Raw genomic sequence first — 14,000 nt, 5'->3', positions numbered from 1 at the left:
CTTAAGCTTCTGTTACAGTTATAAGGTGAGAAACTTTGTTGATCATACCAAGAATAGCAGGAGTTTCTTCCTTAACTACAGTTGAATTCAACTTTTTAAGACCTAAAGCTTCTACCGTCGCACGTTGATCTTGTGGACGACCAATTACACTACGAGTGAGGGTAATTTCTAACTTTTTCGCCATTTGTTTTCCCTCCTTAACCTAGTAGCTCTTCTACAGATTTACCGCGTAATTTTGCAACATCTTCAGCGCGCTTAAGTTCGCTTAATCCGTTCACAGTAGCGCGAATCATGTTGATTGGTGTGTTAGAACCAAGAGATTTCGAAAGAATATCTTGTACACCAGCTAATTCAAGTACCGCACGAACAGGTCCACCAGCAATAACACCAGTACCTTCAGCAGCAGGTTTTAAGAATACTTCACCAGCTCCAAAATGACCGTTGATTGTGTGTGGAATTGTTGTACCAACTAATGGTACAGCGATTAAGTTTTTCTTAGCGTCTTCGATAGCTTTGCGGATTGCGTCTGGTACCTCTTGTGCTTTACCAGTACCGAATCCAACATGACCGTTTTTATCGCCAACTACAACTAGTGCAGCAAAGCGGAAACGACGACCACCCTTAACAACTTTCGCGACACGATTTATCGTAACTACACGTTCTTCAAGTTCTAATTTACTTGGGTCAATGCGATGCATCAATTTTCCCTCCTTTGACCATTAAAATTGTAATCCAGCCTCACGAGCAGCCTCAGCTAGAGCTTTAACACGGCCATGGTATAAGTAACCACCGCGATCGAATACTACTTCTTTAACGCCTTTCTCTACAGCACGCTTAGCAACTGATTCTCCTACTTTCGTAGCAGCTTCAGTATTGCTAGTACCGTTAAGAGCAAGGTCTTTATCAAGAGTAGATGCACTTACTAACGTTACACCATTTACATCATCAATAACTTGAGCGTAAATATGTTGGTTAGAACGGAACACATTTAAACGTGGACGTTCTGCAGTACCAGTAAGTTTAGCACGTACACGTGCATGTCTTTTCTTACGAGTCGCATTTTTATCAGCTTTAGTGATCATTCTTGTCACTCCTTTCTCTCACCTAACGGGTTTACTTAGCAGTTTTACCTTCTTTACGACGAACAACTTCGCCTTCGTAACGAATACCTTTACCTTTATAAGGCTCAGGAGCACGTACAGCACGGATGTTAGCAGCAAATTCGCCAACACGTTGCTTGTCGATACCTTTGATTACGATTTTAGTTGGTACAGGTACTTCAACTTCAAGACCTGCTTCCGGAGTCATTTCTACTGGATGAGAATAACCTACGCTTAATACAAGTTTATCTCCTTGTTTTTGAGCACGGTAACCAACACCGACTAATTCAAGTCCGCGTGCGAAACCTGTAGTTACACCTTCAACCATGTTTCCGATTAAAGCACGAGTTGTACCGTGTAATGCACGGTGTTCCTTCTGTTCAGATGGACGCTCAACTGTTAGTGTATTTTCTTCAATTTTGATAGACATATCAGCATTGAATTTACGACTTAATTCACCTTTAGGGCCTTTTACTGCTACAGTATTGTCTTCTGCAATTGTAATAGTAACACCTGCAGGGATTTCAAGAATCTTTTTACCAATACGAGACATGTGGTCACACCTCCGTTCGTTTTAAATATATATTACCAAACGTATGCTACTACTTCTCCACCAGTTTGTAATTGACGAGCGTCTTTGTCTGTCATTACTCCCTTAGATGTAGAAACAAGAGCGATACCTAATCCGTTAAGTACACGTGGTACTTCATCAGCTTTAGCGTAAACGCGTAAGCCAGGTTTACTGATACGTTTTAATCCAGTGATTACACGTTCATTGTTTGCACCATATTTCAGGAAAATACGAAGGATACCTTGTTTGTTATCCTCGATGTATTCTACATCACGAATGAAACCTTCACGTTTTAAAAGTTCAGCGATCTCTTTTTTGATTTTAGAAGCAGGAACCTCTAATTTCTCATGACGTACCATGTTCGCATTACGGATGCGAGTAAGCATGTCTGCAATTGGATCTGTCATCACCATGTGTTTTACCTCCTTCCCATTTGTGGGTTTTACCAACTAGCTTTTTTAACACCAGGAATTTGACCTTTATATGCAAGTTCACGGAAACAAATACGGCAAAGCTTAAATTTGCGGTATACAGAATGCGGACGACCGCAGCGTTCGCAACGTGTATACTCTTGTACTTTAAACTTAGGAGTACGCTTTTGTTTCGCTATCATAGATTTTTTAGCCACGTTTTCGCCTCCTCTACTTAGCGTTGGTTTCCATTATTTTTGGAATGGCATACCGAATTGTGTTAAAAGTTCACGAGCTTCTTCATCAGTTTTCGCTGTAGTAACGATTACGATGTCCATACCGCGGACTTTGCTTACTTTATCATAATCGATCTCAGGGAAGATAAGTTGCTCTTTAACACCTAATGTGTAGTTCCCACGACCATCGAATGATTTCTTAGAAACACCACGGAAATCACGTACACGTGGTAAAGAAACTGATACTAATTTGTCGAAGAACTCATACATTTGCTCGCCGCGTAAAGTTACTTTCGCACCGATTGGCATACCTTCACGAAGACGGAAACCAGCGATTGATTTTTTAGCACGAGTTACAACAGGTTTTTGACCTGCGATTTGTGTTAATTCTTCTACTGCATTGTCTAAAGCTTTTGAGTTAGATACCGCGTCACCAACACCAGTGTTGATTACGATCTTTTCGATTTTCGGTACTTCCATCACAGATTTATAGTTAAACTTGCTCACTAGAGCAGGAGTAATTTCCTTTTGGAACTTCTCTTTAAGGCGATTCAATGAAGTGACCTCCTTTCTTAAGAAAATTATTTATCTAATAATTCACCAGATTTTTTTGCAATACGAACTTTTTTACCATCTTCTACTTTGAAGCCTACGCGAGTAGGTTCACCTGTTTTCGGATCTAAAACCATAACGTTAGAAACGTGAATAGGTGCTTCTTTAGTAATAATTCCACCTTGTGGATTTAATTGAGATGGCTTAGAGTGTTTTTTAACGATGTTAACACCCTCAACGATAACACGGTTTTGCTTTGGGAAAGCCACAAGGATAACGCCTTGTTTTCCTTTGTCTTTTCCAGTGATTACCTGTACTTTATCACCTTTTTTTACATGCATCTTAATTCTGCACCTCCTTAGCAAGGCAATACCTTAAATTATAGAACTTCTGGAGCTAAAGAAACGATCTTCATGAAGTTGCTATCACGTAATTCACGAGCTACTGGTCCGAAGATACGAGTACCACGTGGGCTCTTATCGTCTTTGATGATAACCGCTGCGTTTTCATCAAATTTGATATAAGAACCGTCCGGACGACGAGCTCCGCTCTTCGTACGTACCACTACTGCTTTAACAACGTCACCTTTTTTAACAACGCCACCTGGTGTTGCTTGTTTTACCGTAGCAACGATAATGTCACCAATGTTAGCATATTTACGACCAGAGCCGCCTAATACTTTAATTGTTAAAAGTTCACGTGCACCAGAGTTGTCAGCAACTTTCAAACGAGATTCTTGTTGGATCATGTTATGAAACCTCCCTTCGGACTAAAAATTCCGATTCGTCTATTTAGATAATAACCGCTTCTTCAACGATTTCAACTAAACGGAAACGCTTAGTAGCAGAAAGCGGGCGAGTTTCCATGATTTTAACGATATCGCCAAGTTTCGCTTGGTTTTGCTCATCATGGGCTTTGTACTTCTTAGAATACTTAACACGTTTTCCGTACAAGGAATGAGTTTTGTAAGTTTCAACTAAAACTGTAATCGTTTTGTCCATTTTGTCAGACACAACACGACCAGTATAAACTTTGCGTTGGTTACGTTCGCTCACTATGCAAACCTCCCCTCAATTTATCGATTAATTCCGATCTCTCTTTCACGAACTACAGTTTTCATACGAGCAATTGCTTTACGCACTTCACGAATGCGAGTTGGATTCTCTAATTGTCCTGTAGCAAGTTGGAAGCGAAGATTGAACAATTCTTCCTTTAAAGCTTTAACTTTTGTTTCGATTTCGGCAGTGGTTAATTCACGAATATCATTAGTTTTCATTAGATTCACCACCATTTTCTTCACGTTTTACGAATTTACATTTCACAGGTAACTTGTGAGCTGCAAGACGTAATGCTTCGCGTGCTACCTCTTCAGATACACCCGCGATTTCGAACATAATTTTCCCAGGTTTTACTACTGCTACCCAGCCTTCTGGTGCCCCTTTACCGGAACCCATACGTACTTCTAGAGGTTTTGCAGTGTAAGGTTTAGAAGGGAAAATTTTAATCCATACTTTACCGCCACGTTTCATGTAACGAGTCATTGCACGACGAGCAGCTTCGATTTGACGGTTTGTAATCCATGAAGCAGCTTGTGCTTGTAAACCGAATTCACCGAAAGCAATTTCAGTTCCACCTTTTGCACGACCACGCATTTTACCACGATGCTCTCTACGATATTTTACGCGTTTTGGCATTAACATATTATTTTCCTCCTTCCTCAGAAGCTTTCTTTTTTGTAGGAAGGACTTCTCCACGGTAGATCCATACTTTTACGCCTAATTTACCGTATGTTGTATCAGCTTCAACTGCTGCATAGTCAATATCAGCGCGAAGTGTATGAAGTGGAACAGTTCCTTCACTGTAAGATTCTGCACGAGCGATATCAGCTCCGCCAAGACGACCAGAAACCTGTGTTTTAATACCTTTAGCACCTGCACGCATAGCACGTTGAATAACTTGCTTTTGTGCACGACGGAATGATACACGGTTTTCTAATTGACGAGCGATGTTTTCGCCTACTAATTTAGCGTTAAGATCAGCTCTCTTAACTTCTAAAATGTTGATGTGTACACGCTTGCCTGTTAATTGGTTAAGAGCTTTACGAAGTGCTTCAACTTCAGTACCACCTTTACCAATTACCATACCAGGTTTTGCAGTGTGAATTGTAACATTTACACGATTTGCTGCACGTTCGATTTCTACTTTAGCAACAGCAGAATCTTTTAAGCGTACAGTAATGTACTCACGGATTTTGATGTCTTCATGTAGTAATGTAGCATAATCTTTCTCTGCGAACCAACGAGATTCCCAGTCACGGATAACGCCGACACGAAGACCAATTGGATTAACCTTTTGACCCATCGATTATCCCTCCTTCTTTTCTGATACCACAACTGTAATGTGGCTTGTGCGTTTGTTAATTTGGCTTGCACGACCCATTGCACGTGGACGGAAACGTTTCAACGTTGGACCTTCGTCAACGAAAACTTTTTCAACAACTAGGTTGTTAATATCCATCTCATAATTGTGCTCTGCATTTGCGATTGCAGATTTTAAAACTTTCTCTACAACTGGAGAAGCAGTTTTTGGTGTGTGGTTAAGGATAGCAATCGCTTCACCCACTTGCTTACCTCGGATTAAGTCTACTACTAAACGAACTTTACGAGGAGCAATACGAACTGTTCTCGCTACTGCTTTAGCTTGCATTGAAGTGCCTCCTCTCATTATCTTCTAGTTTTCTTATCGTCAGCAAGGTGACCTTTATACGTACGAGTTGGTGCGAATTCACCTAACTTATGGCCAACCATATCCTCAGTGATGTACACAGGTACGTGTTTACGACCATCATATACAGCGATTGTGTGTCCGATGAACTGAGGGAAGATTGTTGAACGGCGAGACCAAGTTTTAACAACTTGTTTTTGCTCAGATGCAACTAATTTTTCCATTTTGCTCATTAAGTGATCATCGACAAATGGTCCTTTTTTTAAGCTACGAGCCATTTTGGTGCCTCCCTTCGTGATTGGCGTACGGTTCTAGAAATGAACCGTACTACAATCCCATTATTTTTTACGACGACGAACGATGAATTTGTCAGACGCTTTGTTTTTCTTACGAGTCTTGAATCCAAGAGTTGGTTTACCCCATGGAGACATTGGAGACTTACGTCCGATTGGAGAACGTCCTTCACCACCACCGTGTGGGTGATCAACCGGGTTCATTACAGAACCACGAACTGTTGGGCGTTTACCTAACCAGCGAGAGCGACCTGCTTTACCGATTTTGATAAGTTCATGCTGTTCGTTACCTACTTGACCGATTGAAGCGCGACAAGCAGATAATACAAGACGTACTTCACCAGAAGTTAAACGTACAAGTACGTATTTACCTTCTTTACCAAGTACTTGAGCAGAAGTACCAGCAGAACGAACTAATTGTCCGCCACGACCAGGCTTAAGCTCGATATTATGAACAACAGTACCTACTGGAATGTTGATTAATGGTAATGCGTTACCGATTTTGATGTCAGCTTCTGGGCCAGACATAACTTCCATACCTACTTCTAAAGATTTAGGAGCAAGAATGTAACGTTTTTCACCGTCAACGTAGTTAATTAATGCGATATTCGCAGAGCGGTTTGGATCGTATTCGATCGTAGCAACGCGTCCTGGAATTCCATCTTTGTTACGCTTAAAGTCGATGATACGGTATTGACGCTTATGTCCGCCACCTTGATGACGTACAGTAATTTTACCTTGGTTATTACGACCAGCCTTCTTGCTTAAAGGAGCAAGTAATGACTTTTCTGGTCTGTCAGTCGTGATTTCAGCGAAATCATTCGTAGTCATATTACGACGACCGTTAGTAGTTGGATTATACTTTTTAATTCCCATCTCAATTTCCCTCCTTCTTTAGTAAGAATTAAACACCTTGGAAGATTTCGATTTCTTTGCTGTCAGCAGTTAGCTTAACGATTGCTTTACGACGACGGCTAGTAAAACCAGCGTGACGACCAACGCGTTTTGCTTTCGGCTTGTAGTTCATGATGTTCACTTTTTCTACTTTAACACCAAAGATCGCTTCAAGAGCATCTTTAACTTCTGTTTTATTAGATTTAACGTCCACATCGAACGTGTATTTTTTTTCAGCCATCATTTCCATAGAACGTTCAGTGATAACTGGGCGCTTAATGATATCACGAGGATCTCTCATTATGCAAGCACCTCCTCTACTTTTTCCACTGCCGCTTTTGTCATGATTAGCTTATCATGATGAAGCACGTCTAAAACGTTTACGCCATCAGCAGTGATTACTGTTACTCCAGGGATATTGCGAGCAGATAACTCTACAGATTCGTTTGCATCAGCAGTTACGATAAGAGCTTTCTTCTCAACAGTTAATCCTTTAAGTACTGCTAGCATGTCTTTTGTTTTTGGTGCATTTAACACTAGGTCTTCAAGAACTACAATGTTGTTCTCAACTACTTTAGTAGCTAATGCAGATTTGATTGCTAAACGACGAACCTTCTTAGGAAGTTTGTACGCATAGCTTCTTGGTGTAGGTCCGAATACCGTACCACCACCACGCCATTGAGGAGAGCGGATAGACCCTTGACGAGCACGTCCAGTTCCTTTTTGACGCCATGGTTTACGACCACCACCACGAACTTCAGAACGAGTTTTTACTTTGTGTGTACCTTGACGTAAAGATGCACGTTGCATCATTACAGCTTCGAAAAGTACAGCTTCATTTGGTTCGATACCGAAAATAGCTTCAGCTAATTCGATTTCACCAACCTGTGAACCAGTTTGGTTATATACAGTAACTTTTGGCATTGGAATTCCTCCTTCCTATTGTGAATTATTTGCTAACCTTCACAGCGCCTTGAACAACTACAAGAGATTTCTTAGCACCTGGAACGTTACCTTTTACTAGTAATAAGTTGCGCTCAGTGTCAACTTGAACGATTTCTAAGTTTTGGATAGTAACTTGGTCTCCACCCATACGTCCAGCAAGTTTTTTGCCTTTGAATACACGGTTCGGAGCAACTGGGCCCATTGAACCTGGACGACGGTGATAGCGAGAACCATGAGACATAGGTCCGCGAGATTGTCCGTGGCGTTTGATAACACCTTGGAAACCTTTACCTTTAGAAATTCCTGTTACGTCAACGATTTCACCTGCAGCGAAAACTTCAACTTTTACCTCTTGACCAACCTCTAATCCGTCCACGTCTGCATCGCGGATTTCGCGAATGAAGCGCTTAGGAGTTGTAGATGCTTTAGCAGTGTGGCCTTGTTCAGGTTTGTTAGTTAACTTTTCACGTTTATCTTCAAATCCTAACTGGATTGCATTGTAGCCATCAGTTTCAGTTGTTTTCTTTTGAAGAACAACGTTTGGATTAGCAGCGATAACTGTTACTGGGATTAACTCACCGTTCTCAGCAAATACTTGAGTCATACCGATCTTTCTTCCTAAGATTCCTTTGGTCATGAGTTACACCTCCTACATTTTTAAGTTATATGAATTATAGTTTGATTTCGATATCTACACCAGACGGTAAGTCTAAACGCATTAATGAATCTACTGTTTGTGGAGTAGGACTCACGATATCGATTAAACGTTTGTGTGTGCGCATTTCGAATTGCTCACGAGAATCTTTGTACTTATGAACAGCACGAAGAATTGTGTAAATAGTCTTCTCAGTTGGTAATGGGATCGGACCAGAAACTGTTGCCCCAGAACGCTTAGCTGTTTCTACAATTTTCTCAGCTGATTGATCAAGAATACGGTGATCATAAGCTTTTAAACGGATACGAATTTTTTCTTTTGCCATTATTTTCCCTCCTTCGTTCGCCTATTTCTAAAATAGACCTTCTCCATGGAAATTTCCCCACACCATGCCATGGCAAAGCGGCCGGGTGTGTCAGCAACCTTCCACTTCATCGCAGTCAAAGACCAACATTGTCTATTATACAATGTTATTCGTCTAGATGCAAGCATCTTTTTGTTTGCATCTGCTTTTCTCTACTTTTGCTATTATACATGGCACTTTAAAGAATTTCAAGTTTTCATCTCACAGAATCCGTTTTACAGTTTCTGGATTTTAGTTTATTGATTTTGTATTACTATAGAAGAAACTCGTCAAAACATAAAAAAATCATTTCATTCCTTATATAAATACAAACAAAAAACCAAGGGAAAATCCCTTGGTTTTTTTATATCAGTTAAGATTACTCAACGATAGTAGCAACTACACCGTAACCTACTGTACGTCCACCTTCACGAATAGAGAATTTAGTTCCCTCTTCGATAGCGATTGGAGCGATAAGTTCGATAGTCATTTCGATGTTGTCACCAGGCATTACCATTTCAGTACCTTCTGGTAATTGGATGATACCAGTTACGTCAGTTGTACGGAAGTAGAACTGAGGACGGTAGTTAGCGAAGAATGGAGTGTGACGTCCACCTTCTTCTTTAGATAATACGAAAACTTCAGCTTTGAATTTAGCGTGAGCTTTTACAGAGCCAGTTTTAGCAAGAACTTGTCCACGTTGGATGTCTTCACGAGCAACCCCACGAAGTAAAGCACCGATGTTGTCTCCAGCTTGAGCTTGGTCAAGAAGTTTACGGAACATCTCTACACCAGTTACAGTTGTAGAAGCATTTTCTTCAGCAAGACCGATGATTTCTACTACGTCACCAACTTTAACGATTCCGCGCTCTACACGACCAGTTGCAACTGTACCACGACCTGTGATAGAGAATACATCCTCGATAGGCATTAAGAATGGTTTGTCAGTTTCACGTTCTGGAGTTGGGATGTAAGCATCAACTTCAGTCATTAATTCAATGATTTTTGCTTCCCAATCAGCTTCTCCTTGAAGAGCTTTAAGAGCAGAACCTTTGATTACAGGAATATCGTCGCCTGGGAATCCGTATTCAGATAATAGGTCGCGAACTTCCATTTCTACTAATTCTAATAATTCTTCGTCGTCTACCATGTCGCATTTGTTTAAGAATACAACGATGTAAGGAACACCTACTTGACGAGAAAGAAGGATGTGCTCACGTGTTTGAGGCATTGGGCCATCAGCAGCAGATACTACTAAGATACCGCCGTCCATTTGAGCAGCACCAGTGATCATGTTTTTAACATAGTCAGCGTGACCTGGGCAGTCAACGTGTGCATAGTGACGAGTTTCAGTTTCGTACTCAACGTGTGCAGTTGAGATTGTGATTCCGCGCTCTCTTTCTTCTGGAGCAGCGTCGATTTGATCGTATCCGCGTGCTTCAGCACCACCAGCTTTTGCAAGAACTGTAGTGATCGCAGCAGTTAATGTAGTTTTACCATGGTCAACGTGGCCGATTGTACCGATGTTAACATGGGGTTTAGAACGTTCGAATTTAGCTTTAGCCATTCTAAATTCCTCCTTAGTTTATATAGGTTATTTTATATTTAGACTAGAAAGTGAAACTTACGTCCCACTTTCTAAGCTTACATAAGTAGTTATACTTGAACAATCGATAAAAATCAATTATTCACCTTTATTTTTTTTAATAATTTCTTCAGAAACAGACTTCGGTACTTCTTCATAATGATCAAATGTCATTGAGAATGTTCCGCGTCCTTGAGTGTTAGAACGTAATGCCGTTGCATAACCGAACATTTCAGAAAGTGGAACCATAGCGCGAACAACTTGTGCGTTACCGCGAGCTTCCATACCTTCTACACGTCCACGACGAGATGTTACGTCGCCCATAATGTCACCCATGTACTCTTCAGGAATTACAACTTCAACTTTCATCATTGGCTCAAGAATTACTGGGCTACATTTAGAAACCGCAGCTTTAAGTGCCATAGATGCAGCGATTTTGAACGCCATCTCAGATGAATCGACATCATGGTAAGATCCGTCAACTAACGCAGCTTTGATGTCAACTAGTGGATAACCAGCTAGTACACCATTTTTAAGTGAGTCTTCAAGACCCGCCCCAACAGCTGGGATGTATTCACGTGGAACTACACCGCCGACGATTTTGTTTTGGAATTCAAAACCTTTACCTTCTTCATTAGGTTCAAACTCAATCCAAACGTGACCGAATTGTCCACGACCACCAGATTGACGAGCGAACTTACCTTCAACTTTCGCAGCAGCGCGGAAAGTCTCACGGTATGCTACCTGAGGAGCACCAACGTTTGCTTCCACTTTGAATTCACGGCGCATACGGTCAACGATGATATCAAGGTGAAGTTCACCCATACCAGCGATGATTGTTTGGCCAGTTTCTTGGTCAGTGTGAGCACGGAATGTTGGATCTTCTTCAGAAAGCTTAGATAATGCTGTACCCATTTTATCTTGGTCAGCTTTAGATTTTGGTTCGATAGCTACAGAGATAACTGGCTCTGGGAATTCCATAGACTCAAGGATAACAAGACTCTTCTCATCACAAAGAGTATCACCAGTAGTAGTATCTTTTAAACCTACAGCAGCAGCGATATCACCAGCGTAAACTGTTGAAATCTCTTCACGGCTGTTAGCGTGCATTTGTAGGATACGACCTACACGCTCACGCTTACCTTTAGTTGAGTTTTTCACGTATGATCCAGAGTTTAACACACCAGAATACACACGGAAGAACGTTAACTTACCAACATAAGGGTCAGTCATGATTTTGAATGCTAAAGCTGCGAATGGTTCTTCATCGCTAGACTTACGTTCGATTTCTTCATCTGTATCCGGAAGAGTACCTTTAATAGCTGGTACGTCTAATGGAGATGGTAGGTAGTCGATAACTGCGTCTAACAGAATTTGAACACCTTTATTTTTGAATGCAGAACCACAGATTACTGGGAAGAATTCTACAGAAGTTGTAGCCTTACGGATACCAGCTTTAAGCTCTTCTACAGTGATTTCTTCACCTTCTAGGTACTTCATCATCATTTCTTCATCAAGCTCAGCTACCGCTTCAATAAGTTTTCCACGGTATTCTGCAGCTAATTCTTTATGCTCTTCAGGAATTTCAACACGCTCGATGTCTGTTCCTAAATCGTTACCGTACATGTAAGCACATTCTTCAACAAGGTCAATGATACCATTGAACTCATCTTCAGCACCGATTGGTAACTGAATTGGGTGTGCGTTTGCTTGTAAACGATCGTGGATTGTTCCTACAGAGTATAAGAAATCCGCACCAATCTTATCCATTTTGTTAACGAATACGATACGAGGTACACCGTAAGTAGTAGCCTGACGCCAAACAGTTTCTGTTTGTGGTTCTACACCAGATTGTGCATCAAGTACTGCTACCGCACCATCAAGTACGCGTAAAGAACGTTCTACTTCTACTGTGAAGTCTACGTGTCCTGGAGTGTCAATGATGTTTACACGGTGACCTTTCCATTGAGCTGTAGTTGCAGCAGAAGTAATTGTGATACCACGCTCTTGCTCTTGCTCCATCCAGTCCATCTGAGATGCACCTTCATGAGTTTCACCGATTTTATGAATACGTCCTGTATAATACAGAATACGCTCAGTTGCTGTTGTTTTACCAGCATCGATGTGAGCCATGATACCAATATTACGAGTGTTTTCTAAAGAGAACTCTCTTGTCATTTGGTGTCTTGCTCCTTCCATATATGGATTGGATTTTTTTATTTTAAGTAGCAAAAAAGCCACTTTATATTGTTACACATGTCAGTATGTCCAGTACCCTCATTATGTAAAACGAGCGCCCAACGAAAGGGAGAGGCATTCTCCCTCTCCACACTTCCATAAGCGACAAATAAAGCGGTTTATGCTTACATTTATTTTACGTTGAATCCTACCAACGGTAATGAGCAAATGCTTTGTTAGCTTCTGCCATTTTATGAGTGTCTTCACGTTTCTTAACAGATGCACCAGCATTGTTAGCTGCATCTAAGATTTCGTAAGCTAGACGCTCTTCCATAGTTTTTTCACCACGAAGACGAGCATAGTTTACTAACCAGCGAAGACCTAAAGTTGTACGGCGTTCTGGACGAACCTCAACTGGAACTTGGTAGTTAGCACCACCAACACGACGAGCACGTACTTCAAGAACAGGCATGATGTTCTTAAGAGCTTGCTCGAATACTTCCATAGGGTCTTTATCTGAACGTTCACGAACGATATCGAAAGCGTTATAAAGAATTGTTTGAGATTTACCTTTTTTACCGTCAACCATCATTTTGTTGATAAGGCGTGTTACTAGCTTAGACTTGTACATTGGATCTGGTAACACGTCACGTTTCGCAACAGGTCCTTTACGAGGCATATTGAGTTCCTCCTTTCATTATAAGTTTATTATTTTTTAGCAGGTTTTGGTCGCTTAGTACCATATTTAGAACGTCCTTGCATACGTTTGTCAACACCAGCTGTATCAAGCGCACCACGAACGATGTGGTAACGTACCCCTGGTAAATCCTTTACTCGACCACCGCGAATTAATACTACGCTATGCTCTTGTAGGTTATGACCGATACCTGGGATGTAAGCTGTAACCTCGATACCGTTTGTTAAACGTACACGAGCGTATTTACGTAACGCTGAGTTAGGTTTCTTTGGAGTCATTGTACCAACACGAGTACATACACCACGTTTTTGAGGTGCAGAGATATCAGTTGATTTTTTCTTTAAAGAGTTGAACCCTTTGTTTAACGCAGGTGATTTAGATTTCCATACTTTATCAGTACGACCATTTCTCACTAATTGGTTAATAGTAGGCATTTGATTATCCTCCCTTCGCATGTTTGTATGACCACATATCCAGGTGGTTCATTATTAGTTGAAAACAAAGTTTTTGCAAGGAAGAGCAAATGCTCTCTCCTCACAAAAACAGTTTTAACTTATTATTCCTATTGCTGAAGCTCCCACTTGAATCCCCGAAACTTTTCCAAGCTTACGAACTGATTCAACTTTGGTTATGGGTATGTTATGTTGCAAGGCGGTACGAATGATCATATGGGTTAACCGCATATCAGCATCTTCCGCAATAACAACTTCTTTAACTATACCATTTTTGATTGCCTCCAATGTGCGTTTATGACCAACGACTACATTTTCAGCATTTGACACTTTTTGATAAGACATATAAATATCCTCCAAAGCAT

At 40.9% G+C, this 14,000-nt stretch carries 25 protein-coding genes; all 25 read right to left on the bottom strand.

Annotated features, from left to right (window positions below; genetic code table 11):
• Position 1: 1 nt before the first annotated feature.
• A complete protein-coding gene (rpmD, locus tag DT250_RS25195; RefSeq protein WP_001085232.1) occupies positions 2 to 184 on the bottom strand; it encodes a 50S ribosomal protein L30 in 183 nt (60 codons plus the stop codon).
• Positions 185 to 197: 13 nt separating this feature from the next.
• Complete coding sequence (gene rpsE / locus DT250_RS25190) at positions 198 to 698, bottom strand: 30S ribosomal protein S5 (protein WP_000554646.1); 501 nt, start codon at positions 696 to 698, stop codon at positions 198 to 200.
• A 21-nt stretch (positions 699 to 719) separates the two neighbouring features.
• Complete coding sequence (gene rplR, locus DT250_RS25185; protein ID WP_000628818.1) at positions 720 to 1,082, bottom strand: 50S ribosomal protein L18; 363 nt, start codon at positions 1,080 to 1,082, stop codon at positions 720 to 722.
• A gap of 31 nt (positions 1,083 to 1,113) precedes the next feature.
• Complete coding sequence (gene rplF / locus DT250_RS25180) at positions 1,114 to 1,653, bottom strand: 50S ribosomal protein L6 (RefSeq protein WP_149213882.1); 540 nt, start codon at positions 1,651 to 1,653, stop codon at positions 1,114 to 1,116.
• A 32-nt stretch (positions 1,654 to 1,685) separates the two neighbouring features.
• On the bottom strand, positions 1,686 to 2,084 hold the full coding sequence (gene rpsH, locus DT250_RS25175; RefSeq protein WP_000245511.1) for a 30S ribosomal protein S8: 399 nt from the start codon (positions 2,082 to 2,084) through the stop codon (positions 1,686 to 1,688).
• A 29-nt stretch (positions 2,085 to 2,113) separates the two neighbouring features.
• A complete protein-coding gene (gene rpsN / locus DT250_RS25170; RefSeq protein ID WP_001085700.1) occupies positions 2,114 to 2,299 on the bottom strand; it encodes a 30S ribosomal protein S14 in 186 nt (61 codons plus the stop codon).
• Between the two features lie 33 nt (positions 2,300 to 2,332).
• Entirely contained in the window at positions 2,333 to 2,872 is a 540-nt protein-coding gene (gene rplE, locus DT250_RS25165; protein WP_001080829.1) for a 50S ribosomal protein L5, read from the bottom strand.
• A 26-nt stretch (positions 2,873 to 2,898) separates the two neighbouring features.
• Positions 2,899 to 3,210 (bottom strand): 50S ribosomal protein L24, encoded by a 312-nt coding sequence (gene rplX, locus DT250_RS25160; protein ID WP_000558201.1) that lies wholly within the window; start codon positions 3,208 to 3,210, stop codon positions 2,899 to 2,901.
• 38 nt (positions 3,211 to 3,248) lie between these two features.
• Positions 3,249 to 3,617 carry a 50S ribosomal protein L14 gene (rplN, locus tag DT250_RS25155; RefSeq protein WP_000615912.1) on the bottom strand — a complete coding sequence of 123 codons (369 nt, stop codon included), beginning with the start codon at positions 3,615 to 3,617 and terminating at the stop codon, positions 3,249 to 3,251.
• 43 nt (positions 3,618 to 3,660) lie between these two features.
• Positions 3,661 to 3,924, bottom strand: a complete 264-nt coding sequence (gene rpsQ / locus DT250_RS25150; protein ID WP_000004106.1) for a 30S ribosomal protein S17 — start codon at positions 3,922 to 3,924, stop codon at positions 3,661 to 3,663.
• Positions 3,925 to 3,944: 20 nt separating this feature from the next.
• Positions 3,945 to 4,145 (bottom strand): 50S ribosomal protein L29, encoded by a 201-nt coding sequence (gene rpmC, locus DT250_RS25145; protein ID WP_000855718.1) that lies wholly within the window; start codon positions 4,143 to 4,145, stop codon positions 3,945 to 3,947.
• Positions 4,135 to 4,569: a 50S ribosomal protein L16 gene (gene rplP / locus DT250_RS25140; protein ID WP_000928969.1), complete on the bottom strand. Its 435-nt coding sequence runs from the start codon at positions 4,567 to 4,569 to the stop codon at positions 4,135 to 4,137. The genes rpmC and rplP overlap by 11 nt, the downstream gene beginning before the upstream one ends.
• Before the next feature lies 1 nt (position 4,570).
• Entirely contained in the window at positions 4,571 to 5,230 is a 660-nt protein-coding gene (gene rpsC, locus DT250_RS25135; RefSeq protein WP_000529958.1) for a 30S ribosomal protein S3, read from the bottom strand.
• Between the two features lie 3 nt (positions 5,231 to 5,233).
• Positions 5,234 to 5,575 carry a 50S ribosomal protein L22 gene (gene rplV / locus DT250_RS25130; RefSeq protein ID WP_001148024.1) on the bottom strand — a complete coding sequence of 114 codons (342 nt, stop codon included), beginning with the start codon at positions 5,573 to 5,575 and terminating at the stop codon, positions 5,234 to 5,236.
• Between the two features lie 17 nt (positions 5,576 to 5,592).
• Positions 5,593 to 5,871, bottom strand: a complete 279-nt coding sequence (rpsS, locus tag DT250_RS25125; RefSeq protein WP_000124454.1) for a 30S ribosomal protein S19 — start codon at positions 5,869 to 5,871, stop codon at positions 5,593 to 5,595.
• 60 nt (positions 5,872 to 5,931) lie between these two features.
• Positions 5,932 to 6,762 carry a 50S ribosomal protein L2 gene (gene rplB, locus DT250_RS25120; protein ID WP_000511583.1) on the bottom strand — a complete coding sequence of 277 codons (831 nt, stop codon included), beginning with the start codon at positions 6,760 to 6,762 and terminating at the stop codon, positions 5,932 to 5,934.
• A 28-nt stretch (positions 6,763 to 6,790) separates the two neighbouring features.
• Entirely contained in the window at positions 6,791 to 7,081 is a 291-nt protein-coding gene (gene rplW, locus DT250_RS25115) for a 50S ribosomal protein L23 (protein WP_001205558.1), read from the bottom strand.
• Positions 7,081 to 7,704 (bottom strand): 50S ribosomal protein L4, encoded by a 624-nt coding sequence (rplD, locus tag DT250_RS25110; RefSeq protein WP_001127258.1) that lies wholly within the window; start codon positions 7,702 to 7,704, stop codon positions 7,081 to 7,083. Before rplD ends, rplW begins: the two co-directional genes overlap by 1 nt.
• A 25-nt stretch (positions 7,705 to 7,729) precedes the next feature.
• Entirely contained in the window at positions 7,730 to 8,362 is a 633-nt protein-coding gene (gene rplC / locus DT250_RS25105) for a 50S ribosomal protein L3 (protein WP_000160209.1), read from the bottom strand.
• A gap of 34 nt (positions 8,363 to 8,396) precedes the next feature.
• Complete coding sequence (rpsJ, locus tag DT250_RS25100) at positions 8,397 to 8,705, bottom strand: 30S ribosomal protein S10 (RefSeq protein WP_001040595.1); 309 nt, start codon at positions 8,703 to 8,705, stop codon at positions 8,397 to 8,399.
• Positions 8,706 to 9,102: 397 nt separating this feature from the next.
• A complete protein-coding gene (tuf, locus tag DT250_RS25095; protein ID WP_001029617.1) occupies positions 9,103 to 10,290 on the bottom strand; it encodes an elongation factor Tu in 1,188 nt (395 codons plus the stop codon).
• 117 nt (positions 10,291 to 10,407) lie between these two features.
• Positions 10,408 to 12,486, bottom strand: a complete 2,079-nt coding sequence (gene fusA / locus DT250_RS25090) for an elongation factor G (RefSeq protein ID WP_000196381.1) — start codon at positions 12,484 to 12,486, stop codon at positions 10,408 to 10,410.
• Positions 12,487 to 12,694: 208 nt separating this feature from the next.
• Complete coding sequence (gene rpsG, locus DT250_RS25085; protein ID WP_001137489.1) at positions 12,695 to 13,165, bottom strand: 30S ribosomal protein S7; 471 nt, start codon at positions 13,163 to 13,165, stop codon at positions 12,695 to 12,697.
• A 29-nt stretch (positions 13,166 to 13,194) separates the two neighbouring features.
• Positions 13,195 to 13,617 (bottom strand): 30S ribosomal protein S12, encoded by a 423-nt coding sequence (rpsL, locus tag DT250_RS25080; protein WP_001142341.1) that lies wholly within the window; start codon positions 13,615 to 13,617, stop codon positions 13,195 to 13,197.
• A gap of 114 nt (positions 13,618 to 13,731) precedes the next feature.
• Positions 13,732 to 13,980, bottom strand: coding sequence for a 50S ribosomal protein L7ae-like protein (locus DT250_RS25075; RefSeq protein WP_000121828.1), 249 nt, complete (start codon positions 13,978 to 13,980; stop codon positions 13,732 to 13,734).
• Positions 13,981 to 14,000: the final 20 nt, after the last annotated feature.

Source organism: Bacillus sp. AR2-1, assembly GCF_008368755.1.
GTDB lineage: Bacteria > Bacillota > Bacilli > Bacillales > Bacillaceae_G > Bacillus_A > Bacillus_A wiedmannii.
Note: the sequence above shows the minus strand (reverse complement) of the source record. Positions and strands in the feature narration are given on the sequence as shown.

Coding starts and splice junctions, on each gene's coding strand:
- rpmD (WP_001085232.1), bottom strand. CDS start 184: ATGGCGAAAAAGTTAGAAATTACCCTCACTCGTAGTGTAATTGGTCGT.
- rpsE (WP_000554646.1), bottom strand. CDS start 698: ATGCATCGCATTGACCCAAGTAAATTAGAACTTGAAGAACGTGTAGTT.
- rplR (WP_000628818.1), bottom strand. CDS start 1,082: ATGATCACTAAAGCTGATAAAAATGCGACTCGTAAGAAAAGACATGCA.
- rplF (WP_149213882.1), bottom strand. CDS start 1,653: ATGTCTCGTATTGGTAAAAAGATTCTTGAAATCCCTGCAGGTGTTACT.
- rpsH (WP_000245511.1), bottom strand. CDS start 2,084: ATGGTGATGACAGATCCAATTGCAGACATGCTTACTCGCATCCGTAAT.
- rplX (WP_000558201.1), bottom strand. CDS start 3,210: ATGCATGTAAAAAAAGGTGATAAAGTACAGGTAATCACTGGAAAAGAC.
- rplN (WP_000615912.1), bottom strand. CDS start 3,617: ATGATCCAACAAGAATCTCGTTTGAAAGTTGCTGACAACTCTGGTGCA.
- rpmC (WP_000855718.1), bottom strand. CDS start 4,145: ATGAAAACTAATGATATTCGTGAATTAACCACTGCCGAAATCGAAACA.
- rplP (WP_000928969.1), bottom strand. CDS start 4,569: ATGTTAATGCCAAAACGCGTAAAATATCGTAGAGAGCATCGTGGTAAA.
- rpsC (WP_000529958.1), bottom strand. CDS start 5,230: ATGGGTCAAAAGGTTAATCCAATTGGTCTTCGTGTCGGCGTTATCCGT.
- rplV (WP_001148024.1), bottom strand. CDS start 5,575: ATGCAAGCTAAAGCAGTAGCGAGAACAGTTCGTATTGCTCCTCGTAAA.
- rpsS (WP_000124454.1), bottom strand. CDS start 5,871: ATGGCTCGTAGCTTAAAAAAAGGACCATTTGTCGATGATCACTTAATG.
- rplB (WP_000511583.1), bottom strand. CDS start 6,762: ATGGGAATTAAAAAGTATAATCCAACTACTAACGGTCGTCGTAATATG.
- rplW (WP_001205558.1), bottom strand. CDS start 7,081: ATGAGAGATCCTCGTGATATCATTAAGCGCCCAGTTATCACTGAACGT.
- rplD (WP_001127258.1), bottom strand. CDS start 7,704: ATGCCAAAAGTTACTGTATATAACCAAACTGGTTCACAGGTTGGTGAA.
- rplC (WP_000160209.1), bottom strand. CDS start 8,362: ATGACCAAAGGAATCTTAGGAAGAAAGATCGGTATGACTCAAGTATTT.
- rpsJ (WP_001040595.1), bottom strand. CDS start 8,705: ATGGCAAAAGAAAAAATTCGTATCCGTTTAAAAGCTTATGATCACCGT.
- tuf (WP_001029617.1), bottom strand. CDS start 10,290: ATGGCTAAAGCTAAATTCGAACGTTCTAAACCCCATGTTAACATCGGT.
- fusA (WP_000196381.1), bottom strand. CDS start 12,486: ATGACAAGAGAGTTCTCTTTAGAAAACACTCGTAATATTGGTATCATG.
- rpsG (WP_001137489.1), bottom strand. CDS start 13,165: ATGCCTCGTAAAGGACCTGTTGCGAAACGTGACGTGTTACCAGATCCA.
- rpsL (WP_001142341.1), bottom strand. CDS start 13,617: ATGCCTACTATTAACCAATTAGTGAGAAATGGTCGTACTGATAAAGTA.
- DT250_RS25075 (WP_000121828.1), bottom strand. CDS start 13,980: ATGTCTTATCAAAAAGTGTCAAATGCTGAAAATGTAGTCGTTGGTCAT.